This window comes from Streptomyces sp. NPDC058650, assembly GCF_042717315.1.
Lineage (GTDB): Bacteria > Actinomycetota > Actinomycetes > Streptomycetales > Streptomycetaceae > Streptomyces.
Genome location: NZ_JBHXRL010000019.1, coordinates 115,567 through 135,434 on the forward strand (window position 1 = coordinate 115,567; position 19,868 = coordinate 135,434).

21 protein-coding genes are annotated in these 19,868 nt (G+C 71.2%); 3 read left to right on the forward strand and 18 right to left on the reverse strand.

The window, feature by feature from the left end; all coding sequences use genetic code 11:
* Positions 1–37: 37 nt before the first annotated feature.
* Entirely contained in the window at positions 38–670 is a 633-nt protein-coding gene (locus tag ACFWWU_RS28485) for a MerR family transcriptional regulator (RefSeq protein WP_384149144.1), read from the reverse strand.
* Between the two features lie 223 nt (positions 671–893).
* Between ACFWWU_RS28485 and ACFWWU_RS28490 the strand changes: the two genes are divergently transcribed.
* Positions 894–1,823 carry a hypothetical protein gene (locus ACFWWU_RS28490; protein WP_384149226.1) on the forward strand — a complete coding sequence of 310 codons (930 nt, stop codon included), beginning with the start codon at positions 894–896 and terminating at the stop codon, positions 1,821–1,823.
* Entirely contained in the window at positions 1,820–2,245 is a 426-nt protein-coding gene (locus tag ACFWWU_RS28495) for an ABA4-like family protein (protein ID WP_384149146.1), read from the forward strand. Before ACFWWU_RS28490 ends, ACFWWU_RS28495 begins: the two co-directional genes overlap by 4 nt.
* Here ACFWWU_RS28495 and ACFWWU_RS28500 read toward each other — a convergent pair.
* From ACFWWU_RS28500 to ACFWWU_RS28565, 14 genes are all read right to left on the reverse strand, one after another.
* Positions 2,242–2,601: a hypothetical protein gene (locus ACFWWU_RS28500; RefSeq protein ID WP_384149148.1), complete on the reverse strand. Its 360-nt coding sequence runs from the start codon at positions 2,599–2,601 to the stop codon at positions 2,242–2,244. The genes ACFWWU_RS28495 and ACFWWU_RS28500 overlap by 4 nt on opposite strands.
* A gap of 38 nt (positions 2,602–2,639) precedes the next feature.
* Positions 2,640–4,049, reverse strand: coding sequence for a cytochrome P450 (locus ACFWWU_RS28505; RefSeq protein WP_384149150.1), 1,410 nt, complete (start codon positions 4,047–4,049; stop codon positions 2,640–2,642).
* A 175-nt stretch (positions 4,050–4,224) separates the two neighbouring features.
* Positions 4,225–7,050 carry a DEAD/DEAH box helicase gene (locus ACFWWU_RS28510; RefSeq protein ID WP_384149152.1) on the reverse strand — a complete coding sequence of 942 codons (2,826 nt, stop codon included), beginning with the start codon at positions 7,048–7,050 and terminating at the stop codon, positions 4,225–4,227.
* A gap of 44 nt (positions 7,051–7,094) precedes the next feature.
* Positions 7,095–8,024: a diacylglycerol kinase gene (locus tag ACFWWU_RS28515; RefSeq protein ID WP_384149154.1), complete on the reverse strand. Its 930-nt coding sequence runs from the start codon at positions 8,022–8,024 to the stop codon at positions 7,095–7,097.
* 43 nt (positions 8,025–8,067) lie between these two features.
* Positions 8,068–8,976 (reverse strand): twin-arginine translocase subunit TatC, encoded by a 909-nt coding sequence (gene tatC, locus ACFWWU_RS28520; protein WP_384149228.1) that lies wholly within the window; start codon positions 8,974–8,976, stop codon positions 8,068–8,070.
* A gap of 104 nt (positions 8,977–9,080) precedes the next feature.
* Complete coding sequence (gene tatA, locus ACFWWU_RS28525; RefSeq protein WP_384149156.1) at positions 9,081–9,380, reverse strand: Sec-independent protein translocase subunit TatA; 300 nt, start codon at positions 9,378–9,380, stop codon at positions 9,081–9,083.
* Positions 9,381–9,563: 183 nt separating this feature from the next.
* Positions 9,564–9,761: a hypothetical protein gene (locus ACFWWU_RS28530; protein WP_384149158.1), complete on the reverse strand. Its 198-nt coding sequence runs from the start codon at positions 9,759–9,761 to the stop codon at positions 9,564–9,566.
* Positions 9,762–9,796: 35 nt separating this feature from the next.
* A complete protein-coding gene (locus ACFWWU_RS28535) occupies positions 9,797–10,042 on the reverse strand; it encodes a hypothetical protein (protein ID WP_384149230.1) in 246 nt (81 codons plus the stop codon).
* 140 nt (positions 10,043–10,182) lie between these two features.
* Complete coding sequence (locus ACFWWU_RS28540; protein WP_141298678.1) at positions 10,183–11,136, reverse strand: YafY family protein; 954 nt, start codon at positions 11,134–11,136, stop codon at positions 10,183–10,185.
* Between the two features lie 16 nt (positions 11,137–11,152).
* Positions 11,153–12,109, reverse strand: coding sequence for a WYL domain-containing protein (locus tag ACFWWU_RS28545; RefSeq protein ID WP_329624407.1), 957 nt, complete (start codon positions 12,107–12,109; stop codon positions 11,153–11,155).
* 140 nt (positions 12,110–12,249) lie between these two features.
* Positions 12,250–12,621: an FKBP-type peptidyl-prolyl cis-trans isomerase gene (locus ACFWWU_RS28550; protein WP_317593890.1), complete on the reverse strand. Its 372-nt coding sequence runs from the start codon at positions 12,619–12,621 to the stop codon at positions 12,250–12,252.
* Positions 12,622–12,664: 43 nt separating this feature from the next.
* Positions 12,665–13,606: an FKBP-type peptidyl-prolyl cis-trans isomerase gene (locus tag ACFWWU_RS28555; protein WP_384149161.1), complete on the reverse strand. Its 942-nt coding sequence runs from the start codon at positions 13,604–13,606 to the stop codon at positions 12,665–12,667.
* Positions 13,607–13,725: 119 nt separating this feature from the next.
* Positions 13,726–15,087, reverse strand: a complete 1,362-nt coding sequence (gene pafA, locus ACFWWU_RS28560) for a Pup--protein ligase (RefSeq protein ID WP_384149163.1) — start codon at positions 15,085–15,087, stop codon at positions 13,726–13,728.
* A 69-nt stretch (positions 15,088–15,156) separates the two neighbouring features.
* On the reverse strand, positions 15,157–16,449 hold the full coding sequence (locus ACFWWU_RS28565) for an MFS transporter (protein WP_384149165.1): 1,293 nt from the start codon (positions 16,447–16,449) through the stop codon (positions 15,157–15,159).
* Positions 16,450–16,647: 198 nt separating this feature from the next.
* On the opposite strand from ACFWWU_RS28565, the gene ACFWWU_RS28570 reads away from it, so the two are divergent.
* Positions 16,648–17,667, forward strand: a complete 1,020-nt coding sequence (locus ACFWWU_RS28570) for a LacI family DNA-binding transcriptional regulator (RefSeq protein WP_384149167.1) — start codon at positions 16,648–16,650, stop codon at positions 17,665–17,667.
* A 98-nt stretch (positions 17,668–17,765) separates the two neighbouring features.
* Here the strand turns inward: ACFWWU_RS28570 and prcA are convergent, their stop codons facing one another.
* The 3 genes from prcA to ACFWWU_RS28585 form a co-directional block, all read right to left on the reverse strand.
* Positions 17,766–18,518 carry a proteasome subunit alpha gene (prcA, locus tag ACFWWU_RS28575; protein WP_317593894.1) on the reverse strand — a complete coding sequence of 251 codons (753 nt, stop codon included), beginning with the start codon at positions 18,516–18,518 and terminating at the stop codon, positions 17,766–17,768.
* 46 nt (positions 18,519–18,564) lie between these two features.
* Entirely contained in the window at positions 18,565–19,404 is an 840-nt protein-coding gene (gene prcB / locus ACFWWU_RS28580) for a proteasome subunit beta (protein WP_384149169.1), read from the reverse strand.
* Positions 19,405–19,565: 161 nt separating this feature from the next.
* Positions 19,566–19,778, reverse strand: coding sequence for a ubiquitin-like protein Pup (locus tag ACFWWU_RS28585; RefSeq protein WP_055644448.1), 213 nt, complete (start codon positions 19,776–19,778; stop codon positions 19,566–19,568).
* Positions 19,779–19,868: the final 90 nt, after the last annotated feature.

A 19,868-nucleotide genomic window follows, 5' to 3' on the forward strand; every position in this document is an offset into this window, starting at 1 on the left:
AGGGGGGTGGGGGCGGAGGCCCCCACCCCCCTCCGCGTTACGTCGCGCCGCCGAAGGCGCGGTTCGAGGCGTCCACGTGGGCCAGCCGCCGCATCGCCGCGAAGATCGCTTCACCGAGGACCGTGCCGACGACCACGCTCTCCACGAGCTCCTCGCGCGCCACATGGTGCGCCACGTACTCCAGGTCCGCCCGCGCGACCTGCTCCGCCGCGTCCGCGTAGACGTCCAGAACCTCGGCGAACCCGCCGTGGCCGACGTCCTCGAGCGCCACGAGGGCCTCCGCCAGCGCCTCGGCCGCCGGGTTGTCCGGATAGGCGTGCCAGCCGCGGGCGGCGACCAGGTCCGCGACCTTCTTCCGCGCCTCCTCGATCCCGGCGTCCGGCTCACGGTCGTAGCGCGGCACCATGCGGTTCGCCGCGACGCCCAGCACCTTGTGGACCGGCCGCTCGGGGTCGTCGACCGCCACGATCACGTCGCGGATCCCCGCGACCGAGAGGCCTCCCACGTCGAGGAGCGCCCGGATCAGGCGGAGGCGCCGGACGTGCGTCTCCCCGTACGACGCCTGGTTCGGGCTCGTCAGCTCTCCGGCCGGCAGCAGCCCCTCCCGTACGTAGAACTTGATCGTCGGTACGGACACCCCGGTCCTGCGACTCAATTCTCCGATGCGCACCGCGTGTTCACCTTTCCGGTCCTCCAACGGCCTTGCCGACCGACACCCCCATCATAGATAGTGGCGCTATCAGATAGCGGCGAGTGCCACTATCTATACCTTCCCACGGGGGATCCGTATGTCCTTACTCAGCAGGCCATCGCTCAGCAGGCCTTCGCTCAGCACCTCCTCGCTCCCGCCACTCGCCCGACTGCACCGACCGCTGGTCTGGTTCGCCGGCTCGATGGTCGTCCTCGCGCTCGTCTCCGCCGTGGGCCTGGCCGTCGACGACCGGATGCTGGTCGGCGTGCCGATCTGGAGCAAGCCGCTCAAGTTCTCGGTCTCGTTGGTCGCCTACACGCTCTCGCTCGCCTGGATGCTCTCCCTGCTCACCCCGCCCCACCGCGGCCACCGCGTCGGCTGGTGGGCCGGAACCGTCGTCGCCGTCACCTTGCTGGCCGAGATGGTGCTCATCACCCTCCAGGTGGTCCGCGGCACCCAGAGCCACTTCAACCAGGCGACTCCCTTCGACAACGCCGTCCTCCAGATCATGGGAGCCACCATCGCCGTCCTGTGGCTGAGCGCCCTGGTCATCGCGGTGCTCCTGCTGCGCGCCCGGATCCTCGACCGCGCCACCGCCTGGGCCGTCCGCCTCTCCTCGCTCATCGCCCTCGCGGGCACCGCCGTCGGCTTCCTGATGGTGGGTCCGACCCCGGAACAGCTGGCGGTCGACGACTCCCCGCTCAGTGGCGCCCACAGCGTCGGGGTCCCGGACGGCGGCCCCTCGATGCCGCTGACCGGCTGGTCGACCACCGGCGGCGACCTGCGCGTGCCGCACTTCTTCGGCATGCACGCGCTCCAGCTGCTCCCGCTGCTCCTGCTCGTCCTGACCGCTCTCGCACCGCGCTTCGCCCGGCTCGCCGACGAACGGTTCCGCCTCCGGCTCACCCTCATAGCCGCGGGAATGTACGCGGCGACCTTCGCCCTGCTGACCTGGCAGGCGCTGCGCGGCCAGGCCCTGTTCTCACCGGACGCCGTAACGCTCGCCGCCGCGGGGGCGATAGCCCTGCTCGCCGCCGCCACGGCACTCCCCCTCCGCGCACCCTCCCCCGCCCCCGCCCCTACCCCGGCCCCTGCCCCTGCCCCTGCCCCCTCCGAGGAGGTCCCGGCATGACCGCCTTCCTCTTCGAGCTGACGTTCCTCCTCGCGGCGCCCGTCTGGCTCCTGATGATCGTCGCGCCGAGCTGGCGGGTCACCGAACGCGTCGCCGCCTCACCGCTGACCGTCCTCCCGCTCCTCGTGGTCTGGGCCGTCATGGCCGCCCCCGTCTTCCCGGAACTGTGGACGGCGGTCAGCAGCCCCGACATCGACACCTTCCGCGAACTGACGGCCCTCGCGAACGGCGCCGGCGCGGTTTGGGCCCAGATCCTCGCCTGGGACCTGCTCCTCGGCCAATGGATGTACCGCGAAGCCCGCCGCCTCGCCCTCTCCCCCTACCTGATGGCCCCTCTCCTCCTCCTGACGATCCTCCTCTCCCCCATCGCCCTCCCGATCTTCCTGGCGGCCCGAGCCTGGAAGACCCGGGCGGCGGACTAGATCAAGCGGACCCGGGTCAGGCCGTCCGCTTTCGGGCTGTCAGTTGGAAGAGGCGGGCCGTGTGCGGGTATGGGTATCCGTTCCGACAGGCCGCCCGCTGCCGCGCGTTCGGCCGAGGCGGCGAGCATGGCCGGTGCGTAGTCGACCACCGTGACGTGGTGTCCGCGGGCGGCGAGGCGCAGCGCGTCTCCGCCCGCGAGGTCGAGCGCCCGCAGGGGCCGACCACCGGCGGGGTCGTCGAGGTGCCGCAGCAGGTTCGCCTCGGCGACCGCGTCGCGGAGGCGGCCCCAGGGGGCCTCCTGCCGCCCCTGCCAGGTGGTCATCGCTGATTCGAACTCCGCGGAGTCTTCAGGCATCCGGTGACGATAACGGCGCCCCCGGACCCGTCGGGACGTCAGCTCCGGGCGCGGACCGTGGCGAGGACCTCGCGGTCCGGCTGGAGGGTGAGGCTCGGGACCGGGCGTATGTCGTCGGTGGTGAGGTCCAGCTGGTAGCGGCGGGCGAGAACCGCAAGCACCAGGACGGCCTCGACGAGTGCGAAGCGGGTGCCGAGGCAGACGCGGGGGCCACCGCCGAAGGGGAACCAGGCGTACTCGGGTATCTGCTCGGCGGGTTCGCCGTCCTCGGTGGTGAGCCACCGCTCGGGGCGGAACGCGTCGGCGTCGCCGTACCAGCGGGGATCGCGCTGCGTGGCCCACTGGCTGGACCAGACGCGGGTGCCCACGGGGACGGGCCTGCCGCCGAGGGTGGCGCCTTCCTTGGCGATGCCGGTGATGAGCCAGATCGTCGGGTAGAGACGCAGCGTCTCCTTCACGACGGCCTGGGTGTACGGGAGGGAGGCGTAGTCGTCGTAGCCGGGCTCGTGGTCGCCGAGGACCCGGTCGAGTTCCTCGGCGAGGGCGTCGCGGACGCGCGGATTGCGGGAGAGCAGGAACCAGGCCCAGACGAGCGTCGAACTGGTCGTCTCGTGGCCCCCGATGTAGAGGGTGACGGTCTCGTCCCGGATCTCCTGGTCGGAGAGACGGGCACCGGTTTCGTCCCGGGCGGCGAGGAGGCGGCTGAGGAGATCCGGGCGCTCGGTGTCGCCGTCGCGGTGCCGGGAGACGACGCGGGAGACCTCGGCGTCGATGACGGCGGTGGCGCGCTTGATGCGGGCGCGCCCGGGCGTGGGAACCCAGTCGGGCAGAAGCGCTCCGATGCCGCTGAACTCGGCGCCGATCTCCTGCTGAGCGATGTCCATGGCCCGCCCGATGGCCTCGGCGTCGGCGGCCGTGTCGACCCCGAAGATGGTGCGGACCGCGATGAGTTGGGTGAGGGCGGCCATCTCCTTCTTGATGTCGATGTGCTGCCCGTCGGCCCAGCGGTCGGCGAGCGCGACGGCGCATTCCGTCATCGTCGCCGCGTAGGAGCGGACCTGCTTGGGGCGGACGGAGGGCTGGACGAGGGAACGCTTGCGCCGCCAGTCGGCGCCCTTGGCGACCACGACCCCGTTGCCGAGGAGGGTGCGGAAGGCGATGCCGAGATCGGGCTGGTCGAAGGTGCGCTCGACCTCGGTGAGGAGTTCACCGACGGTGTCGGGGTGGGCGATGAAGAGGGCGGGGCCGCGGCCGAAGCGCCAGCGGACGAAGTCGCCGCGCTCCCGCAGCTGTTCGAAGAAGGCGAGGGGGTCCTTGCCGAAGGCGGGCAGGTTCCCGAGGAGGGGCAGCCCTCGGGGGCCTTCGACCATGGCCGGGCGGTGGTTGTCCGGTGTCGGCTGTGCCGTGTCGCCGTGTGTCCCGGCGTCCTGACCGGCTTGCGTGGTCATGCGCGTCCCCTCCCCAACTGGCGTTCCCCGTGTGCGAGTCCATGCAAGCGGAAGGTTCGACCCGGGCGCCACCCCTGTGGACAACGCCCTGTGGACAACCATGCGCACAGGGGACGGAACGCCCAGTGCCCGTGGCGTGATCGCCACGGGCACTGGCCTGAAGGAACCGGACCTGTCAGCCCACCGAGCTGTAGGCGACGACACCCCGCAGCAGTGACTCGACGGCCTTGCGGGCGTTCTTGGAGACCGTGCTGTTCTCCTTGGGCGCCGCGGCGGCGATCTGTCCGAGGACGTCGATGACCTGCTTGCACCAGCGGACGAAGTCGCCGGCGGGCATCTCCGCCTCGCGGAGCACCTCGTCGAGGCTCTTGTCGGAGGCCCACTGGTAGGCGGCCCAGGCGAAGCCGAGGTCCGGCTCGCGCTGGCCGACCCCCTCCGCCTGGTTGATCTTGAACTCCTCCTCAAGGGCGTCGAGTCGGCCCCAGATCCGGACCATCTCACCGAGCGCCGCCTTGGCGTTGCCCGTCGGCAGCTTCGGCGCGACGGCGTCGTCGGCCTGGCGCGATTCGAACACCAACGCCGAGACACAGGCCGCGAGTTCGGGCGGGGTGAGCCCCTCCCAGACACCGTCCCGGAGGCATTCGCTCGCCAGCAGGTCGAGCTCGCCGTAGAGCCGGGCCAGCCGCTTGCCGTTGTCCGTGACCTCGTCGGCCCGCAGGTAGTCGAGCTCGGTGAGGAGCGCGACGATCCGGTCGAAGGTCCGGGCGATCGTGTTGGTACGGCCTTCGATGCGCCGCTCCAGCTGGTGCGTGTCGCGCTGGAGGCGGTGGTAGCGCTCGGCCCAGCGGGCGTGGTCCTCGCGCTCGTCGCAGCCGTGGCACGGATGGGCGCGGAGCGCGGTGCGCAGCCGGGCGATCTCGCGGTCGTCGGCGGCGGCCGCGCGCTGCTTGTGGTGGCGCTCGGGATGGACGTGCCCGGCCTTGGTCCGCAGCGCGGAGGCGAGATCCCTGCGGGACTGCGGCGAGCGCGGGTTAAAGGACTTGGGGATCCTCATGCGGTCGAGCGCCTCGACGGGGACCGGGAAGTCGATGGAGGCGAGCCTCTTGACCTGCCGCTCGGCGGTGAGGACGAGCGGACGCGGTCCGTCGTGCTGCTCGAAGCCCCGGTGGCCGTTGGTCCGCCCCGCGGGGATACCGGGGTCGAGGACGAGAGCCAGTCCCGCGAACTTGCCGGTGGGGACATGGATGATGTCGCCCGGCTTGAGCTTCTCCAGCGAGCCGGCGGCCTGGGCACGCCGCTGGGCGGCGCCCTGCCGGGCCAGTTCCGTCTCCCGGTCCTTGAGGTCGCGGCGGAGCCGCGCGTACTCCTCGAAGTCTCCGAGGTGGCAGGTCATGCCCTCGCGGTAGCCCTCCAGGCCCTCCTCGTTCTTCTGGACCTGGCGCGAGATGCCCACGACGGAGCGGTCGGCCTGGAACTGGGCGAAGGAGGTTTCGAGGAGCTCGCGGGAGCGGTGGCGGCCGAACTGGTCGACGAGGTTGACCGCCATGTTGTACGAGGGCCGGAAGCTGGAGCGCAGCGGGTACGTGCGCGTGCCCGCGAGCCCGGCGAGGTGACCCGGGTCGAGGCCACGCTGCCAGAGCACCACGGCATGGCCCTCGACGTCGATGCCACGACGGCCGGCGCGGCCGGTGAGCTGGGTGTACTCGCCGGGTGTGATGTCGGCGTGCTGCTCGCCGTTCCACTTGACGAGCTTCTCCAGGACGACGGACCGCGCGGGCATGTTGATGCCGAGGGCGAGGGTCTCGGTGGCGAAGACGGCCCTCACGAGGCCGCGGACGAAGAGCTCCTCGACGACCTCCTTGAAGGTGGGGAGCATGCCGGCGTGGTGGGCGGCGATGCCCCGCTCCAGCGCTTCGAGCCACTCGTAGTAGCCGAGGACGTGGAGGTCCTCGGTGGGGATGGAGGCGGTCCGCTCCTCGACGATCTCGCGGACGCGCAGACGTCCCTCTTCGTTGTTGAGGCGGAGCCCGGCGTGGAGGCACTGCTGGACGGCGGCCTCGCAGCCGGCGCGGCTGAAGATGAAGGTGATGGCGGGCAGGAGCCCCTCGGCGTCGAGTCGCTCGATGACCTCGGGGCGGCCGGGGGTCCAGATGCGGGAGCGCTGGCGGCGCTCCCGCTCGCGGTCGGCCTCACGGATCATCTTGCCGCGGCGCCGGTCACGCGGGTTGTACGTCGAGTTCTCGGTGCGGGCGAGGCGGACGAGGTCGGGGTTGACCTCGCGGCGCGCGGAGCCGCGGCCGCCGTGGTCGGTCTCCTCCTCGAAGAGGTCGTACATCCGGCGTCCGGCCAGGACGTGCTGCCAGAGGGGTACGGGACGGCTCTCGGAGACGATGACCTCGGTGTCGCCGCGGACGGTGTCCAGCCAGTCGCCGAACTCCTCGGCGTTGGACACGGTCGCGGAGAGTGACACGAGGGTGACGGACTCGGGGAGGTGGATGATCACTTCCTCCCAGACGGCGCCGCGGAAGCGGTCGGAGAGGTAGTGCACCTCGTCCATCACGACGTAGCCGAGGCCGGAGAGGGCCTGTGACCCCGCGTACAGCATGTTGCGGAGGACTTCGGTGGTCATGACGACGATCGGCGCGTCACCGTTGACGCTGTTGTCGCCGGTGAGCAGGCCGACCTTGTCCGCGCCGTACCGCTTGACGAGGTCGGCGTACTTCTGGTTCGACAGCGCCTTGATGGGCGTCGTGTAGAAACACTTGCGGCCCTGGCTGAGGGCGAGATGGACGGCGAACTCGCCGACGATGGTCTTCCCGGAGCCCGTTGGCGCGGCGACGAGCACGCCCTTGCCCGACTCGAGGGCCTTGCACGCCTCGATCTGGAAGGGGTCCAGATCGAAGTCGTACATCTCGCGGAAGGGGGCCAGCGCGGTCCGCTGCTCGGCGTTTCGGGCGAGAGCGGCTGCGTACGCTTCGGCTGGTGTGAGGTCCTCTGTCATCTTGTCATCGAGCCTACCCGCCGCCTCTGACAGTGACGCGATCTTTATCGGGGCAATGGTCCCGGGGCCACGGGAGGCGCCAGGACGCGCAGGGCGCCGGGGACGCACTCCACCGTGAGGGGCAGCGGACCGAGGGGCTCGCCGTCGGCGTAGCCGGTGATGCCGGGTGCGTCGAGCGTGAGGGAGCGGACCCGGTACGTGGTGACCTTCGGGTGGTCGAGGTGGGTGCCGCGGTAGACGCGGGGGAACACCTTGATCAGCGTGGCGCGGGAGCAGTCGCCGACGACGGTGACGTCGAGGAGTCCGTCGTCGGTACGGGCATCGGCGCAGATGCGCATGCCGCCGCCGTAGGACGTGCCGTTGCCGACGGCGACGAGGGTCGCGTCGGTCTCGACGACCCGCCCGCCGTCGAGGGTCAGCCGGTAGGGGAAGGGCCGGAAGGCCGCGAGTTCGGCGAGGATGGCGAGGTCGTACTTGAAGCGTCCGACGGGGAGGCGCATGCGGTTGCCGCGGTCGTTCACACGGGAGTCGAAACCGGAGGCGAGGACGGTGCCGAACCAGCGGGTGGTGGTGGCTCCCGTGATCCGCCCGAGGTCCATCGCGTGGCCGCCGGCGCCCTTGAGCAGCTCGGCGGTGACGCGGGCGGCCGCGGCCGGGGCGCGGACCGGCAGGCCGAGAGTGCGGGCGAAGTCGTTGCCGGTGCCGACGGCGATGACTCCGAGCGGCGTCCGGGTCCCCGCGACCGCCTGGAGCGCGAGGGAGATCATGCCGTCGCCGCCGACGGCGACGAGGGCGCCGGTCCCCGCGTCGACGGCCTCGCGGGCGCGCCGCAGGGCATCGTCGGCGTCGTGCCCGAGGAGGGTGCGGACGGAGAATCCGGCGTCCCTGAGGGCCTGCGCGGCAGGTTGCGCGGCGTGGGCGCCGCGACCGCGGCCGGCGGTGGGGTTGACGAAGAGGGTGATGTCGCTGGTCATGTGGGGATCCCCCCGGACGGAGTCTGGGGGGATCCCCACAAGATCAGGTGATGTCGTCGTAACCGTTGACCCGGTGCGCGACGGAGCCCCCGGTCTCGCCCGGCCCGGTGGCCTGCTCGGGCAGGGCCCGCGTGGCGCCGACGGGTTCGATGGCGCCGACGGCCTCGGGGGTGAGGTCGAGTTCGGAAGCCTCGTCGTCGTCGAGTGCGGCGTCGGGGTTGTTGCGCTTGCGCCGCCGGTCGTTGAGGAGAGAGAAGCCGACGGCCCCGAAGTACAGGATCGTGATGGGTCCCGCGAGGGCGATCATGCCGATCGGGTCGGTGGTGGGGGTGATGACGGCGCCGAAGACGAAGACGCCCATGATCACGCCGCGCCACCAGCCGGCCATGCGGCGACCGGTGAGGACACCGGTCAGGTTGAGCATCACCAGGACGAGCGGCAGCTCGAAGGCGAGACCGAAGACGAGCACCATGCGCAGGGTGAAGTCGAGGACGTCACCGAGCGAGAGGAGGTTCGCCGAGCCGGCGGGCGTGAGGCTGATGAGCACCTTCACGCTGATGGGGAGGATCAGGTACGCGAGGTAGGCGCCGGCGGAGAACAGCGGCACGGCCGCGCCGACGAAGGCGTACGTGTACTTCTTCTCGCTCTTGTGCAGTCCGGGCGCGACGAAGGCCCACAGCTGGTAGAGCCAGACGGGGCTGGCGATGACGAGGCCGGCGGTCAGCGACAGCTGGATCGTCGTGCTGAAGGGGGCCATCAGCGTGTTGAAGACGACCTCCGCGCAGTTGCCGCCGTCACTGGTGACACCCGGTGGGCACTTGGGCACCGGATCCGCCAGGAACTGCATCAGCTCCTCGCTGTACACGAGGGCCACGATCGTTACCGCGGTGATGGCGAGGAGACCCTTCGCCAGACGGTTGCGGAGTTCACGCAGGTGCTCCACGAGGGGCATCCGGCCCTCGGGATCCTTCTCCTGCTTGCGGGCAGACTTGGGCAACCCACGTCCTCATCTCGTGCGGCAGCCGCCGCACAGTGCGGCGGCCGCGGCGGACCGGGTCAGCGCTTGGTCGTGTCCGAGGGCTCGGTCACGGGACGCGAGCTGGTCACGTCGCCGGGAGCGGCCTGGATGGTACGCGGCGCGGGCTGCGCGTCCTGCGCTCCGGTTCCGGCGTGCGGCGGGTCGGCGGGGGCGGGGGCGCTCTGCTGGTCGTCCGACTTCATCGCCTTGGCCTCGCTCTTGAGGATGCGGGCCGACTTGCCCAGCGAGCGGGCCATGTCCGGAAGCTTCTTGGCGCCGAACAGGAGAATGATGACGACGAGGATGAGGATGATCTCGGTGGGGCCGAGCCTACCCATAGCTTTTACCTTCTTCACCGAGGCGACATGGAGTGCGTGCCCGGCGGGTCGGACATGCGTCCGGCCACCGCGCTGCCTGCGATCGTAACCCGCAGGAGTAAACGTGAGGCAATGCCCGTGCATACTCCCGATTGCGTCCCGCGAGCCCGGGACGAGCCGTTTCGTGCAGCGTACGGCACCGACTCAGCGCAGTGTCTCGCCGGTTCGGGCCAGTCCCACGGCGGCCGTTTCGAGCTCTTCGGCGGCCTGGGTGATCCGTTCTGTGGTGCGGGCCACTTGCCGGCCGAGGCGCTGGACCTCCAGGAACACCTTGATGCCGAGGAGGCCGAGGACGGCGGTGCCGAGGAAGCCGAGGGCGATGGCGAGCATGGGCCAGAACATGGGCAGAGCCTAGACCTTGAGCGGGTGGGGGTCGTTCAGACGGTGGTGTGGAGGCGCAGGGTGCGGACGCCGCCGCCGGTGAGGAGCTCGACGATGCGTTCCCCCGCGGGCTTGCGGACGGAGCTGCCGCACTCGGGGCAGGTGAAGGAGTAGAAGGTGGTCCGCCGGCTGGCGCCGATGGCGAGGCGCAGGGCGCTCGCGGAGAGCTCGAAGCGGGAGCGGCAGTCGGGGCAGGCGGCCTTGAAGAGGACCGGGGCCATCGTCGCGGCGAGACCATGCATGACGGACATCTCCCTCGTTTCCCTACGGCGACAACGGGTTCGGCGACAACGGGTTGGCGATAACGGATGCGGCGAGAACCGGTTCGGCGGCGACCGATTCGGCAACTACGTCAGCTACAGCGTCCTCGAAGCGGAGAACGTCACACGCCCTCGTACGCGGCGAGTGCGGCGGTCGCCGCCTCCCGGGCACTGTCGGCGAGCTCGCGCGGCGCGACGATCCGCCCGTCGCTGCCCAGCCGGAGGGCGAGCCTCCGCAGCGAGGCGGGGTCCGGCGTCCGCAGGGTGATCCGCAGGCCGCCGTCGGGCAGCTCGTCGGCCCGGTCGTGCGGGTAGTACTCGGCGACCCACCGGCCGCCGGGGCCCACCTCGACCACGACCTCGGGATCGTCGGCGGAGGGCTGGACCAGCCCCTCGGAGAGGTCGCGCAGTTCCAGCTCGGGCGGCGCGGCGTGCTCGTCGAGGAGCCTGATCTCGACGACCCGGTCCAGACGGAAGGTGCGGCGCGCCTCGGAGAGCCGGCACCACGCCTCCATGTACGTGTGGCCGACGGCGAAGAGCCGGATCGGGTCGACCTCGCGCTCGGTGAGCTCGTCGCGCGCGGGCGAGTAGTAGCGCACCCACAGCCGCCTGCGCTCCGAGATCGCCCGGTCGACCTCGGCGAAGACGCCGCCCTCGGACTCGAAGGTGACCGAGAGCCGGGAGCTGGCCCCGGCGGCCTCGCCGGCCGCCGCCTCCAGCTTGGCGGTGGCGCGGACCAGCGCGTCCCGGTCGCTCTCGCGGAGCCCGGGCAGGGTGGCGACGGCCCGGGCGGCGACCAGGAGGGCGGTCGCCTCGTCGGCGGCGAGCCGCAGCGGCGCGGCGACGTCGTCGGGGTTGTGCCACCAGATCCGGTCGCCGTCGGTGTCGATGTCGAGCAGATCGCCGCCGCGGAAGCTGGTGCCGCACATGGGCAGCACGTCCAGGTCGGAGATCAGCTCGTCCTCGGTGATCCCGAAGGCGCGCGCGACGTCGGCGACGTGGGCGCCGGGGCGCTCACGGAGATACGTGACGAGGGACAGCATCCGCCTCGTCTGGTCGATCGCGTTGGCAGCCATGCGGTACGTCTCCCCCTCAGCCCTTGGCCACGGCGCGCAGCCGGTCCAGTACATCCGCCCGCAGATCGGCGGGTTCCCGTACGACGACGTCCGGGCCGAACTCGACCAGCCAGGCGTCGAGCCCGTGCCCGTACGGGATCTCCAGCTCGTCCCAGCCGTCGTCGCCCACCTCCACGGACTGGGCGCGGGCGCGCAGCGGGTAGCCGCAGCCGGCGCGCAGGCGGATCCGCGCGGAGCGGGTGGCGGTCTCCCCCGCCCAGCTCTCGACGGTCTCGCGGACGGTGACGACGTCGGGCACGGGCGCGGTGAAGGCGCCGGCCCGGGAGCGGACCTTGCCGGTGATCCGGGAGAGGCGGAAGACGCGCTCGGCGCCCCGGTCGCGGTCCCAGCCCGCGAGGTACCAGTGGCCGCGCCAGCATTCGAGGGTCCAGGGCTCGACCTGGCGGGTCTCGGGGCGGGCGGCGTTGGCCTTGCGGTAGTCGAAGACGACGGGCCTGCGGTCGCGGCAGGCCAGCATGAGGGGCTCGAAGGCGGCCTCGTGGACCGGGATGCGGGGTTCGAGGGCGCTGGGCTGGACGTCGTACGAGTCCTCCGCCTCGGGCATGCCGGCGGCGCGGAGCTTCTGGAGGGCGCCGCTGGCGGCTCCTGCGAGCCGGGCCTGCTGCCAGACCCTGGCGGCGAGGCCGAGCGCGGCGGCCTCCTCGGCGTCGAGGGTGATGGGCGGGAGGCGGTTGGAGTCGCGGCGGGCGAGGTAGCCGGTCTCGCCCTCCAGGTTCTCGACGGTCTCGATGACGAGACCCAGCTCGCGCAGGTCGTCCTTGTCGCGCTCGAACATCCGGTTGAAGGCGTCGTCCCCGCTCGCTTCGAGGTAGGCCTCGATGGAGCCGCGGAGCTCGCGCTTGCTCAGCGGGCGGCGCGTCCCGAGCAGACACAGCGCGAGATTCATCAGCCGCTCGGACTTGGCAATCGCCATCGACGTCCCGCACCTCTTTTGCCGGATCCACTTGTCGGACGTCCGACCGTACCGCCCCGGAGTGTCGGGACAAAAGCCGAGGGCCCCCGCCACGGATGGCAGGGGCCCTCGGAGGACCGTCACCGGTCGGACACGACCGGTCAGACGGCGACCAGGTCGCAGACGAAGATCAGCGTCTCGCCCGGGGCGATCTTGGCGCCGGCGCCACGGTCACCGTAGGCGAGGTGGGCGGGGATGATCAGCTCGCGACGGCCGCCGACCTTCATGCCCTGGACGCCCTGGTCCCAGCCGGAGATGACCTGGCCGACACCGAGCCGGAACTGGAGCGGCTCGCCGCGGTTCCAGGAGGAGTCGAACTCCTCGCCGGTGGAGAAGGCGACGCCCACGTAGTGGACGCGGACGTTGGCGCCGGCCTTGGCCTCGGCGCCGTCGCCCTCCCAGATGTCCCTGATCTTCAGGTCCTTCGGCGGCTCGCCGCCCGGGAAGTCGACCTCGGGCTTCTCGATGCTCACTGAACTGCTCCTCATACTGATGAACTGCGCGATCGGGACAGTCTTACATCTTCGTCAGGATGTCCACGGCGAACACCAGCGTGGAGTTCTTCGGAATGCCCTGCTGCTCCTTGTCGCCGAACGCCTCGGACGGCGGGGCGACGATGAGGACGCGGCTGCCGACCTTCTTGCCGACGAGACCGTCCTTGAGGCCCTTCAGCGTGAGCTGCGCGAGCGGGAAGTTCGCGGGCTTGCCGGTGGTGTAGGTCGAGTCGAAGACCTTGCCGTCCTTCCAGAGGGCGGCGACGTAGTTCACGACGACCGTGTCGGTCGCCTTGACGGCCTCGCCCTTGGACTCGAGCACGTAGTTCGAGACGAGCTTGGTCGGTGCGGCGACCTTGGGGACCGTCAGCGTGGGCGCCTTGCCGTCGGTGTTCGTCCCGACCTTCGGCAGGTCCTTGTTGTCCTGCGCGACCGGCGTGCCGGTGGCGGACTTCGGGATCGTGACGGACTTCAGGATGTCCACGACGAAGACGAGGGTGGCGTTCGGCTTGATGCTCGGCGGCGAGCCGGCCTCGCCGTAGCCGAGCTCCGGCGGGATGCCGATCTCGATGCGACTGCCGACCTTCTGGCCCTCGAGACCCTGGTCCCAGCCCTTGATGACCGCGCCGGCACCGAGGGTCACGTCGAAGGGCTGACCGCGGTCGAAGCTGTTGTCGAAGGGGGTGGTGGAGTCCCAGGCCTGACCCAGGTAGTTCACCTGGAGCGCGTCGCCCTTCTTCGTCACCGGGCCGTCACCCTCGCTGATGACGTTGACCTTCAGTTCCTTGGGCGGGGCACCCTCGCCCTTGGAGAGGGTCGGCTTCTCGCCGAACTTGGCCCCCGCGGTGATGGCGGGCAGCCCGTTCTTCATCGAAGCGGAATCGGAGCCCTTGTCGTCGCTGCCGCACGCCGCTGTCGAGAGCAGCAGCAGCGGGACGACGAGTAGGCCGGCAAGTCGGCGCACGTGTTCCTCAGATCTCAGACGGCACAGTAGTTGTGCCGACACTCTAGGCGGTCCTCCTGTCACGTCGAGGGCCCCGCACGTCGAACATGCGGGGCCCCGGGGGCTCGTACGCGCCGGTCCTACATTCCGGCGATCAGCTTTTCGACCCGGTCGTCGACGGAGCGGAACGGGTCCTTGCACAACACGGTGCGCTGCGCCTGGTCGTTGAGCTTGAGGTGGACCCAGTCGACGGTGAAGTCCCGGCGCTGCTCCTGGGCGCGGCGGATGAAGTCGCCGCGGAGTCGCGCCCTCGTGGTCTGCGGGGGCACCGACTTGCCCTCGAAGATCTTCATGTCGTTGCAGATCCGGGCCGCCTGGCCGTTCTTCTGCAGCAGGTAGTAGAGCCCACGACGGCGGTGGATGTCGTGGTAGGCGAGGTCTATCTGCGCGACCCTCGGGTTCGACATGGTCATGTTGTGCTTGGCCCGGTACCGCTCGATGAGCCGGTGCTTCATGACCCAGTCGATCTCGGTCTCGATCTTGTCGAGCCGCTCGCTCTCGATCGCGTCGAGCGTACGGCCCCACAGCTCCAGGACCTGCGCGACGGTGCCGGTGCGGATGCCGCGCCGGTCGACGAAGTCGACGGCCTTCTCGTAGTACTCGCGCTGGACCTCCAGGGCGGAGGCCTCGCGGCCGCTGGCGAGCCGGACCTTGCGCTGGCCCGTGATGTCGTGGCTGACCTCGCGGATCGCCCGGATGGGGTTCTCCAGGGTCAGGTCGCGCATCACGGTGCCGGCCTCGATCATGCGGAGCACCAGGTCGGTGGCGCCGACCTTGAGCAGCATGGTCGTCTCGGACATGTTCGAGTCGCCGACGATGACGTGGAGGCGGCGGTAGCGCTCGGCGTCGGCGTGCGGCTCGTCCCTGGTGTTGATGATGGGCCGCGAGCGGGTCGTGGCGGAGCTGACGCCCTCCCAGATGTGCTCGGCACGCTGGGACACGCAGAAGACCGCGCCACGCGGGGTCTGGAGGACCTTTCCCGCGCCGCAGATGAGCTGCCGGGTGACGAGGAAGGGAATGAGGATGTCCGCGAGCCGGGAGAACTCCCCGTGGCGGGCGACGAGATAGTTCTCGTGGCAACCGTAGGAGTTTCCTGCGGAGTCGGTGTTGTTCTTGAAGAGATAGACGTCGCCCGCGATTCCCTCCTCGTGCAGGCGGCGTTCGGCGTCGACGAGCAGGCCTTCGAGAATGCGCTCGCCGGCCTTGTCGTGGGTGACCAGTTCGGTCACGTCGTCACATTCCGGTGTGGCGTATTCCGGATGCGAACCCACGTCCAGGTACAGGCGGGCGCCGTTCCGCAGGAAGACATTGCTGCTGCGGCCCCATGACACGACACGGCGGAAGAGGTAGCGCGCCACTTCGTCAGGAGACAGTCGGCGCTGTCCCCTGAACGTGCACGTGACGCCGTACTCGTTCTCCAGCCCGAAAATGCGGCGGTCCATGTCTGAACATTACGCCTGACGGCGTGTGATGAAACCGGGTTGGGCGTTCCCGTTTCGATCATTTTCCGATCAGTGCGTGTTCTTTTCGGTGTGTACGGGGGTGGGGCCGCCCGCGCTGACGGCGTGTCGCGCGTCGGCCTCGGCCTGGGCCACCGGCACCGCCGGGCTCACGGGTACGTGGAGGACGCGCCCGGTGGCGAGGAGGACGGCGAGGGCGATGAGGCCGCCCGCTCCGGCCACGGCGAATCCGGTGGCGGTTCCGGCGAGTTCGACGGCGGGTCCCGCAGCCGCGGAGCCGAGGGCCGAGCCGACGCCGAAGGTCGTGACGAGCCAGGAGAAGGCCTCGGTGACGGTGCCGGCCGGGGCGTGCCGGTCGACGACGATGAACGCGCAGGCGAGGACCGGGGCGAGGAAGACGCCCGAGAGGACCGAGAGGCCGGTCATGGCGACCGGGCCGGGGGTCAGGGTGAGCGGCAGGTAGCAGAGCGCGAGGAGCAGGACGAGGACCCGTAGCCGCTTCTCGGGCGCTCCGGTCCACGAGCGGGCGCCGTAGGCGACGCCACCGAGGAGGGCGCCGAGGCCGAGGGCGGCCATCAGCCAGCCGTAGACGGAGGGCGTGCCCAGGTCGTCGGCGTAGGAGACGGCGGCGACGGTGATGGAGCCGAGGGCGAGGCCGACGAAGAAGAAGGAGCCGAGGAGGGCGAGGAGCCCGGGCGAGCGCAGGGCGCCCAGCCAGTGGGCCTCGCGGGGCGCGGAACGCCAGGTGCGGGAGGGCTCGGAGAGGACCACGGCGAGGGCGCCGAGGACGCCGAGGACGTTGATGACGAGGAGGGCGGCGGCGGGCGACCAGAGGGCGACGAGGACGGTCAGCAGGAGGGGCCCGACGGTGAACATGACCTCCTGGGCGACCGCGTCGAGGGCGTAGGCGCGGTGGACCCGGTCCTCGCGGCCGAGGACGCTCGGCCAGAGGGCGCGAAGGCCGCCCTCCAGGGGCGGGGTGAAGAGCCCGGCGAGGACGACGGCCGCGTAGGCGAGGGCGAGGTTGCCGATGCCGGTGAAGGCCAGCAGGACCATGCCGAGGGCGGAGAGGACGGCGGCGGGCAGCTGGACGCGCGGCTGGCCCTTGAGGTCGACGGCGCGGCCGAGGAGGGGCTGGCCGACGGCCGTGGCGACGCCGTAGGCGGCGATGAGGCCGCCCGCGAGCGTGTAGCTGCCGCCCTGGTCGCGGACGAAGAGGGTGAGGGCGATGGGGCCGACGCCGTTGGGCAGGCGCCCGATGAGCGTGCCGGCCAGCAGCCGGGCGGCGTGCGGTGCCCGGAGTAGGTCGAGATAGCCGCCGTGTGCCGTGGCCTCGGTGGCCATGTCGTCTCCCCTCCCTCGGACCCCGCCGAGGTTTTACGTATAACGTCCACGTCATACGTACCATGTCGGCAGTGCGCGGGTCCACCCCGCGCCCTGGGAACGACCGGGTAGTGTCCGGATCCCACCCGACGTACCGCGGCACCCGGGACACCTCCGGCGCCGCGGGCGCACCGGGACCCGTCCGACGCGGAGGCTTGTGTGCAGACCCCGGAGCCGCTCGGCGGCACCCGCCCGACCAGCCGGGACGTCGCCCGGGTCGCGGGCGTCTCGCAGGCCACCGTCTCGCTCGTCCTCGGCGACAAGTGGCGCGGGCGCGTCTCCGAGCGCACCGCCGACACGGTGCGGGAGGCGGCGCGGAGCCTCGGCTACCGCCCCAACCTCGCCGCCCGCAACCTCCGCCTCGGCCACACCCGTACGGCCCTGCTCGTCGTCCCGGCGCTCACCAACGAGTTCTTCGCCCGTGTCTACACGGGCGCGGCGACCGTCGCCGCCCGGCACGGCTTCGGCGTGGTCCTGTACCCCTCCCCCGACGGCGTCGGCCCCGCCAAGGACCCCTTCGCCTCGGCCCGCGCGGCGCTCGACGGGATCATCGCCTCCTCGATGGCCTCGGACGCCCTGAAGGCCTTCCGGGGCACCGACCTGCCGCTGGTCATGCTCGACAGCGACCCGGCCGACCCCGGAGCCGCCGCCCACGTCAATCTCGACATCGCGGACGGCATGCGCCAGGTCACGGGCCATCTGCTGGCCCTCGGCCACCGGCACTTCGTCCACCTCGCGTCGGCCGTGCCGTCCTGGACGTTCGACGTCCGCGCCGCCGCGCTCGCCGACGCCCTCGCCGGCATGTCGGTACGGACCGTCCGCGCACCCCTGGACGTGCACGGCGCCATGGCCGCCACCGAGCGCGCCCTCGCGGCCCCCGGCCCTCGCGCCACCGCCCTCGTGTGCGACGACGACATCCTCGCGGCGGGCGCCTGCAAGGCCCTTCGGCGCCTCGGGCTGCGGGTCCCCGAGGACGTCTCGGTCACCGGCTTCGACGACCTCGCGCTCGCGACCGCCGTCGAACCGGAGCTGACCACCGTCTCGCTGCCCGCCGAGCGCATCGGGGAGCGGGGCATGGCGGCCCTCCTGGCCGTCCTCGCGGGCGAGCCGCCGCGTCCCGACGACCTCCCGGTCACCCTGGTCCCCCGCGGCTCCTCGGGACCCGCACCGGCCGCCTGAGCCGCTCTCCCCGGAATCGCCGAGGGCCCCGGTCCGCTCGCGCGCACCGGGGCCCCTCGGGTGGAACTCGGGCGGAGTCCGTGCGGACTCGGGCCCGTCTACTCCTCCGGAACCTCGTCGGAGGGCTCGTCCGTCCGCGCCGCGGCGGCGTTGTCCGCCTCCAGGAGGCGCGACAGCTGCCGGCCGACGATCCGCTTGAACTTGCGCTGCTGCGGGCGCGTACGGTCCAGGACCGCCACCTCGAGGCGCTCCGCGGGGATCTCCCGCTCGCTGCCGTTGGTGTCCCGCGAGAGCGCCTGGACGGCCAGCTTCAGGGCCTCGGCCAGGGACATGCCGTCCCGGTGCCGCTGGTCCAGGAAGGAGCCGATCTGCTCCGCGTTGCCGCCGACCGCGACCGAACCGTGCTCGTCCACGATCGAGCCGTCGTGCGGCAGCCGGTAGATCTGGTCGCCTTCCGGCTCGGTGCCCACCTCGGCGACGACCAGCTCGACCTCGTACGGCTTCTCCCCCGCGCTGGAGAAGATCGTGCCGAGCGTCTGGGCGTAGACGTTGGCCAGGCCGCGCGCGGTGACGTCGTCCCGGTCGTAGGTGTAGCCCCGCAGGTCGGCGTAGCGCACGCCGCCGATGCGGAGGTTCTCGTATTCGTTGTACTTCCCGGCGGCGGCGAAGCCGATCCGGTCGTAGATCTCGCTGAACTTGTGCAGGGCGCGCGACGGGTTCTCGCCGACGAAGACGATGCCGTCGGTGTACTGGAGGACGACGAGGCTGCGGCCTCGGGCGATGCCCTTGCGGGCGTACTCCGCCCGGTCGGCCATGGCCTGCTGGGGTGAGACGTAGAACGGAGTGGACACCGGCGGTCCGTCCCTTTCTTCTGGGCTTCTACAGGGCGACGAGTGGTCAGAGCAGGGCGGCGCGCGGCCCGTCGGGCTGCTCGAGACGCCGCTCGGTGACCGACCGGGCCAGCTCGGAGGACTCGGCCTCGGTGAGCCTGCGGAAACCCTCCTCGGTGATGACGGTGACGAGCGGGAAGATCCGGCGGGCCATGTCGGGGCCACCGGTCGCCGAGTCGTCGTCCGCCGCGTCGTACAGCGCCTGCACGACCAGGGTCGTGGCCTGCTGCTCGGTGAGGTCGGGGCGGTAGAGCTTCTTCATCGACCCGCGCGCGAAGATCGAGCCGGAGCCGGTGGCGGCGTAGCCCTGCTCCTCGGAGCGGCCGCCTGTCACGTCGTAGGAGAAGATCCGGCCCTTCCCCTTGCCCTCGTCCCAGCCCGCGAAGAGCGGCACGACGGCGAGCCCCTGCATGGCCATGGCGAGGTTGCCGCGGATCATGGTGGACAGGCGGTTCGCCTTGCCCTCCAGGGAGAGCGTGGCGCCCTCCACCTTCTCGAAGTGCTCCAGCTCCAGCTGGAAGAGCTTGACCATCTCCACGGCGAGACCGGCGGTGCCGGCGATGGCGACGGCGGAGTACTCGTCGGCCGGGAAGACCTTCTCCATGTCCCGCTGCGCGATCATGTTGCCCATGGTGGCCCGCCGGTCGCCCGCGAGGACGACCCCGCCGGGGAACGTGACCGCCACGATGGTCGTGCCGTGCGGGGCGTCGAGGACGCCCTCCGGCAGCTTCCGGCGGCTCGGCAGCAGCTCCGGCGAGTGGTCCGCCAGGAAGTCCAGGAACGAGGACGATCCCGGCGTCAGGAAGGCCGCCGGCAGACGCCCGGTGCTACGAGGGTTGGCTTCCACGCGATTCCTTCCGGGTGGGAGAGTCGGCCCGCCGTGGGACGCACGGGCCGATCTTGCTTGCTGTGCACGGACCATACCCGTGCCACCGCCTGTCATCCGTCCCCGGGCCCACGGCTTTCTCCGGGGCTCCGGGGACGGAGGAGTACAGGCGCGGAGGGCGGCTACTCGCCGCCCTTCTGGACGAAGCTACGAACGAACTCCTCCGCGTTGGACTCGAGGACGTCGTCGATCTCGTCCAGCACGGAGTCCACGTCGTCGCTCAGCTTCTCCTGGCGCTCCTGGAGGTCGGAGCTCGCCTCCGTGGTGGTCTCCTCGACCTCCTCCGTGGATCGCGTCGCCTTCTGCTGTCCGCCGCCGGTGTCCTTGGTCGCCATATCCCTCACCCCGCTCGAAATCGGCCCGCTCGGTTGAGTCCGTACAAGATCAGACCCTATAGGTCGGGTCTGACTTCGGCCCCGCAGTTT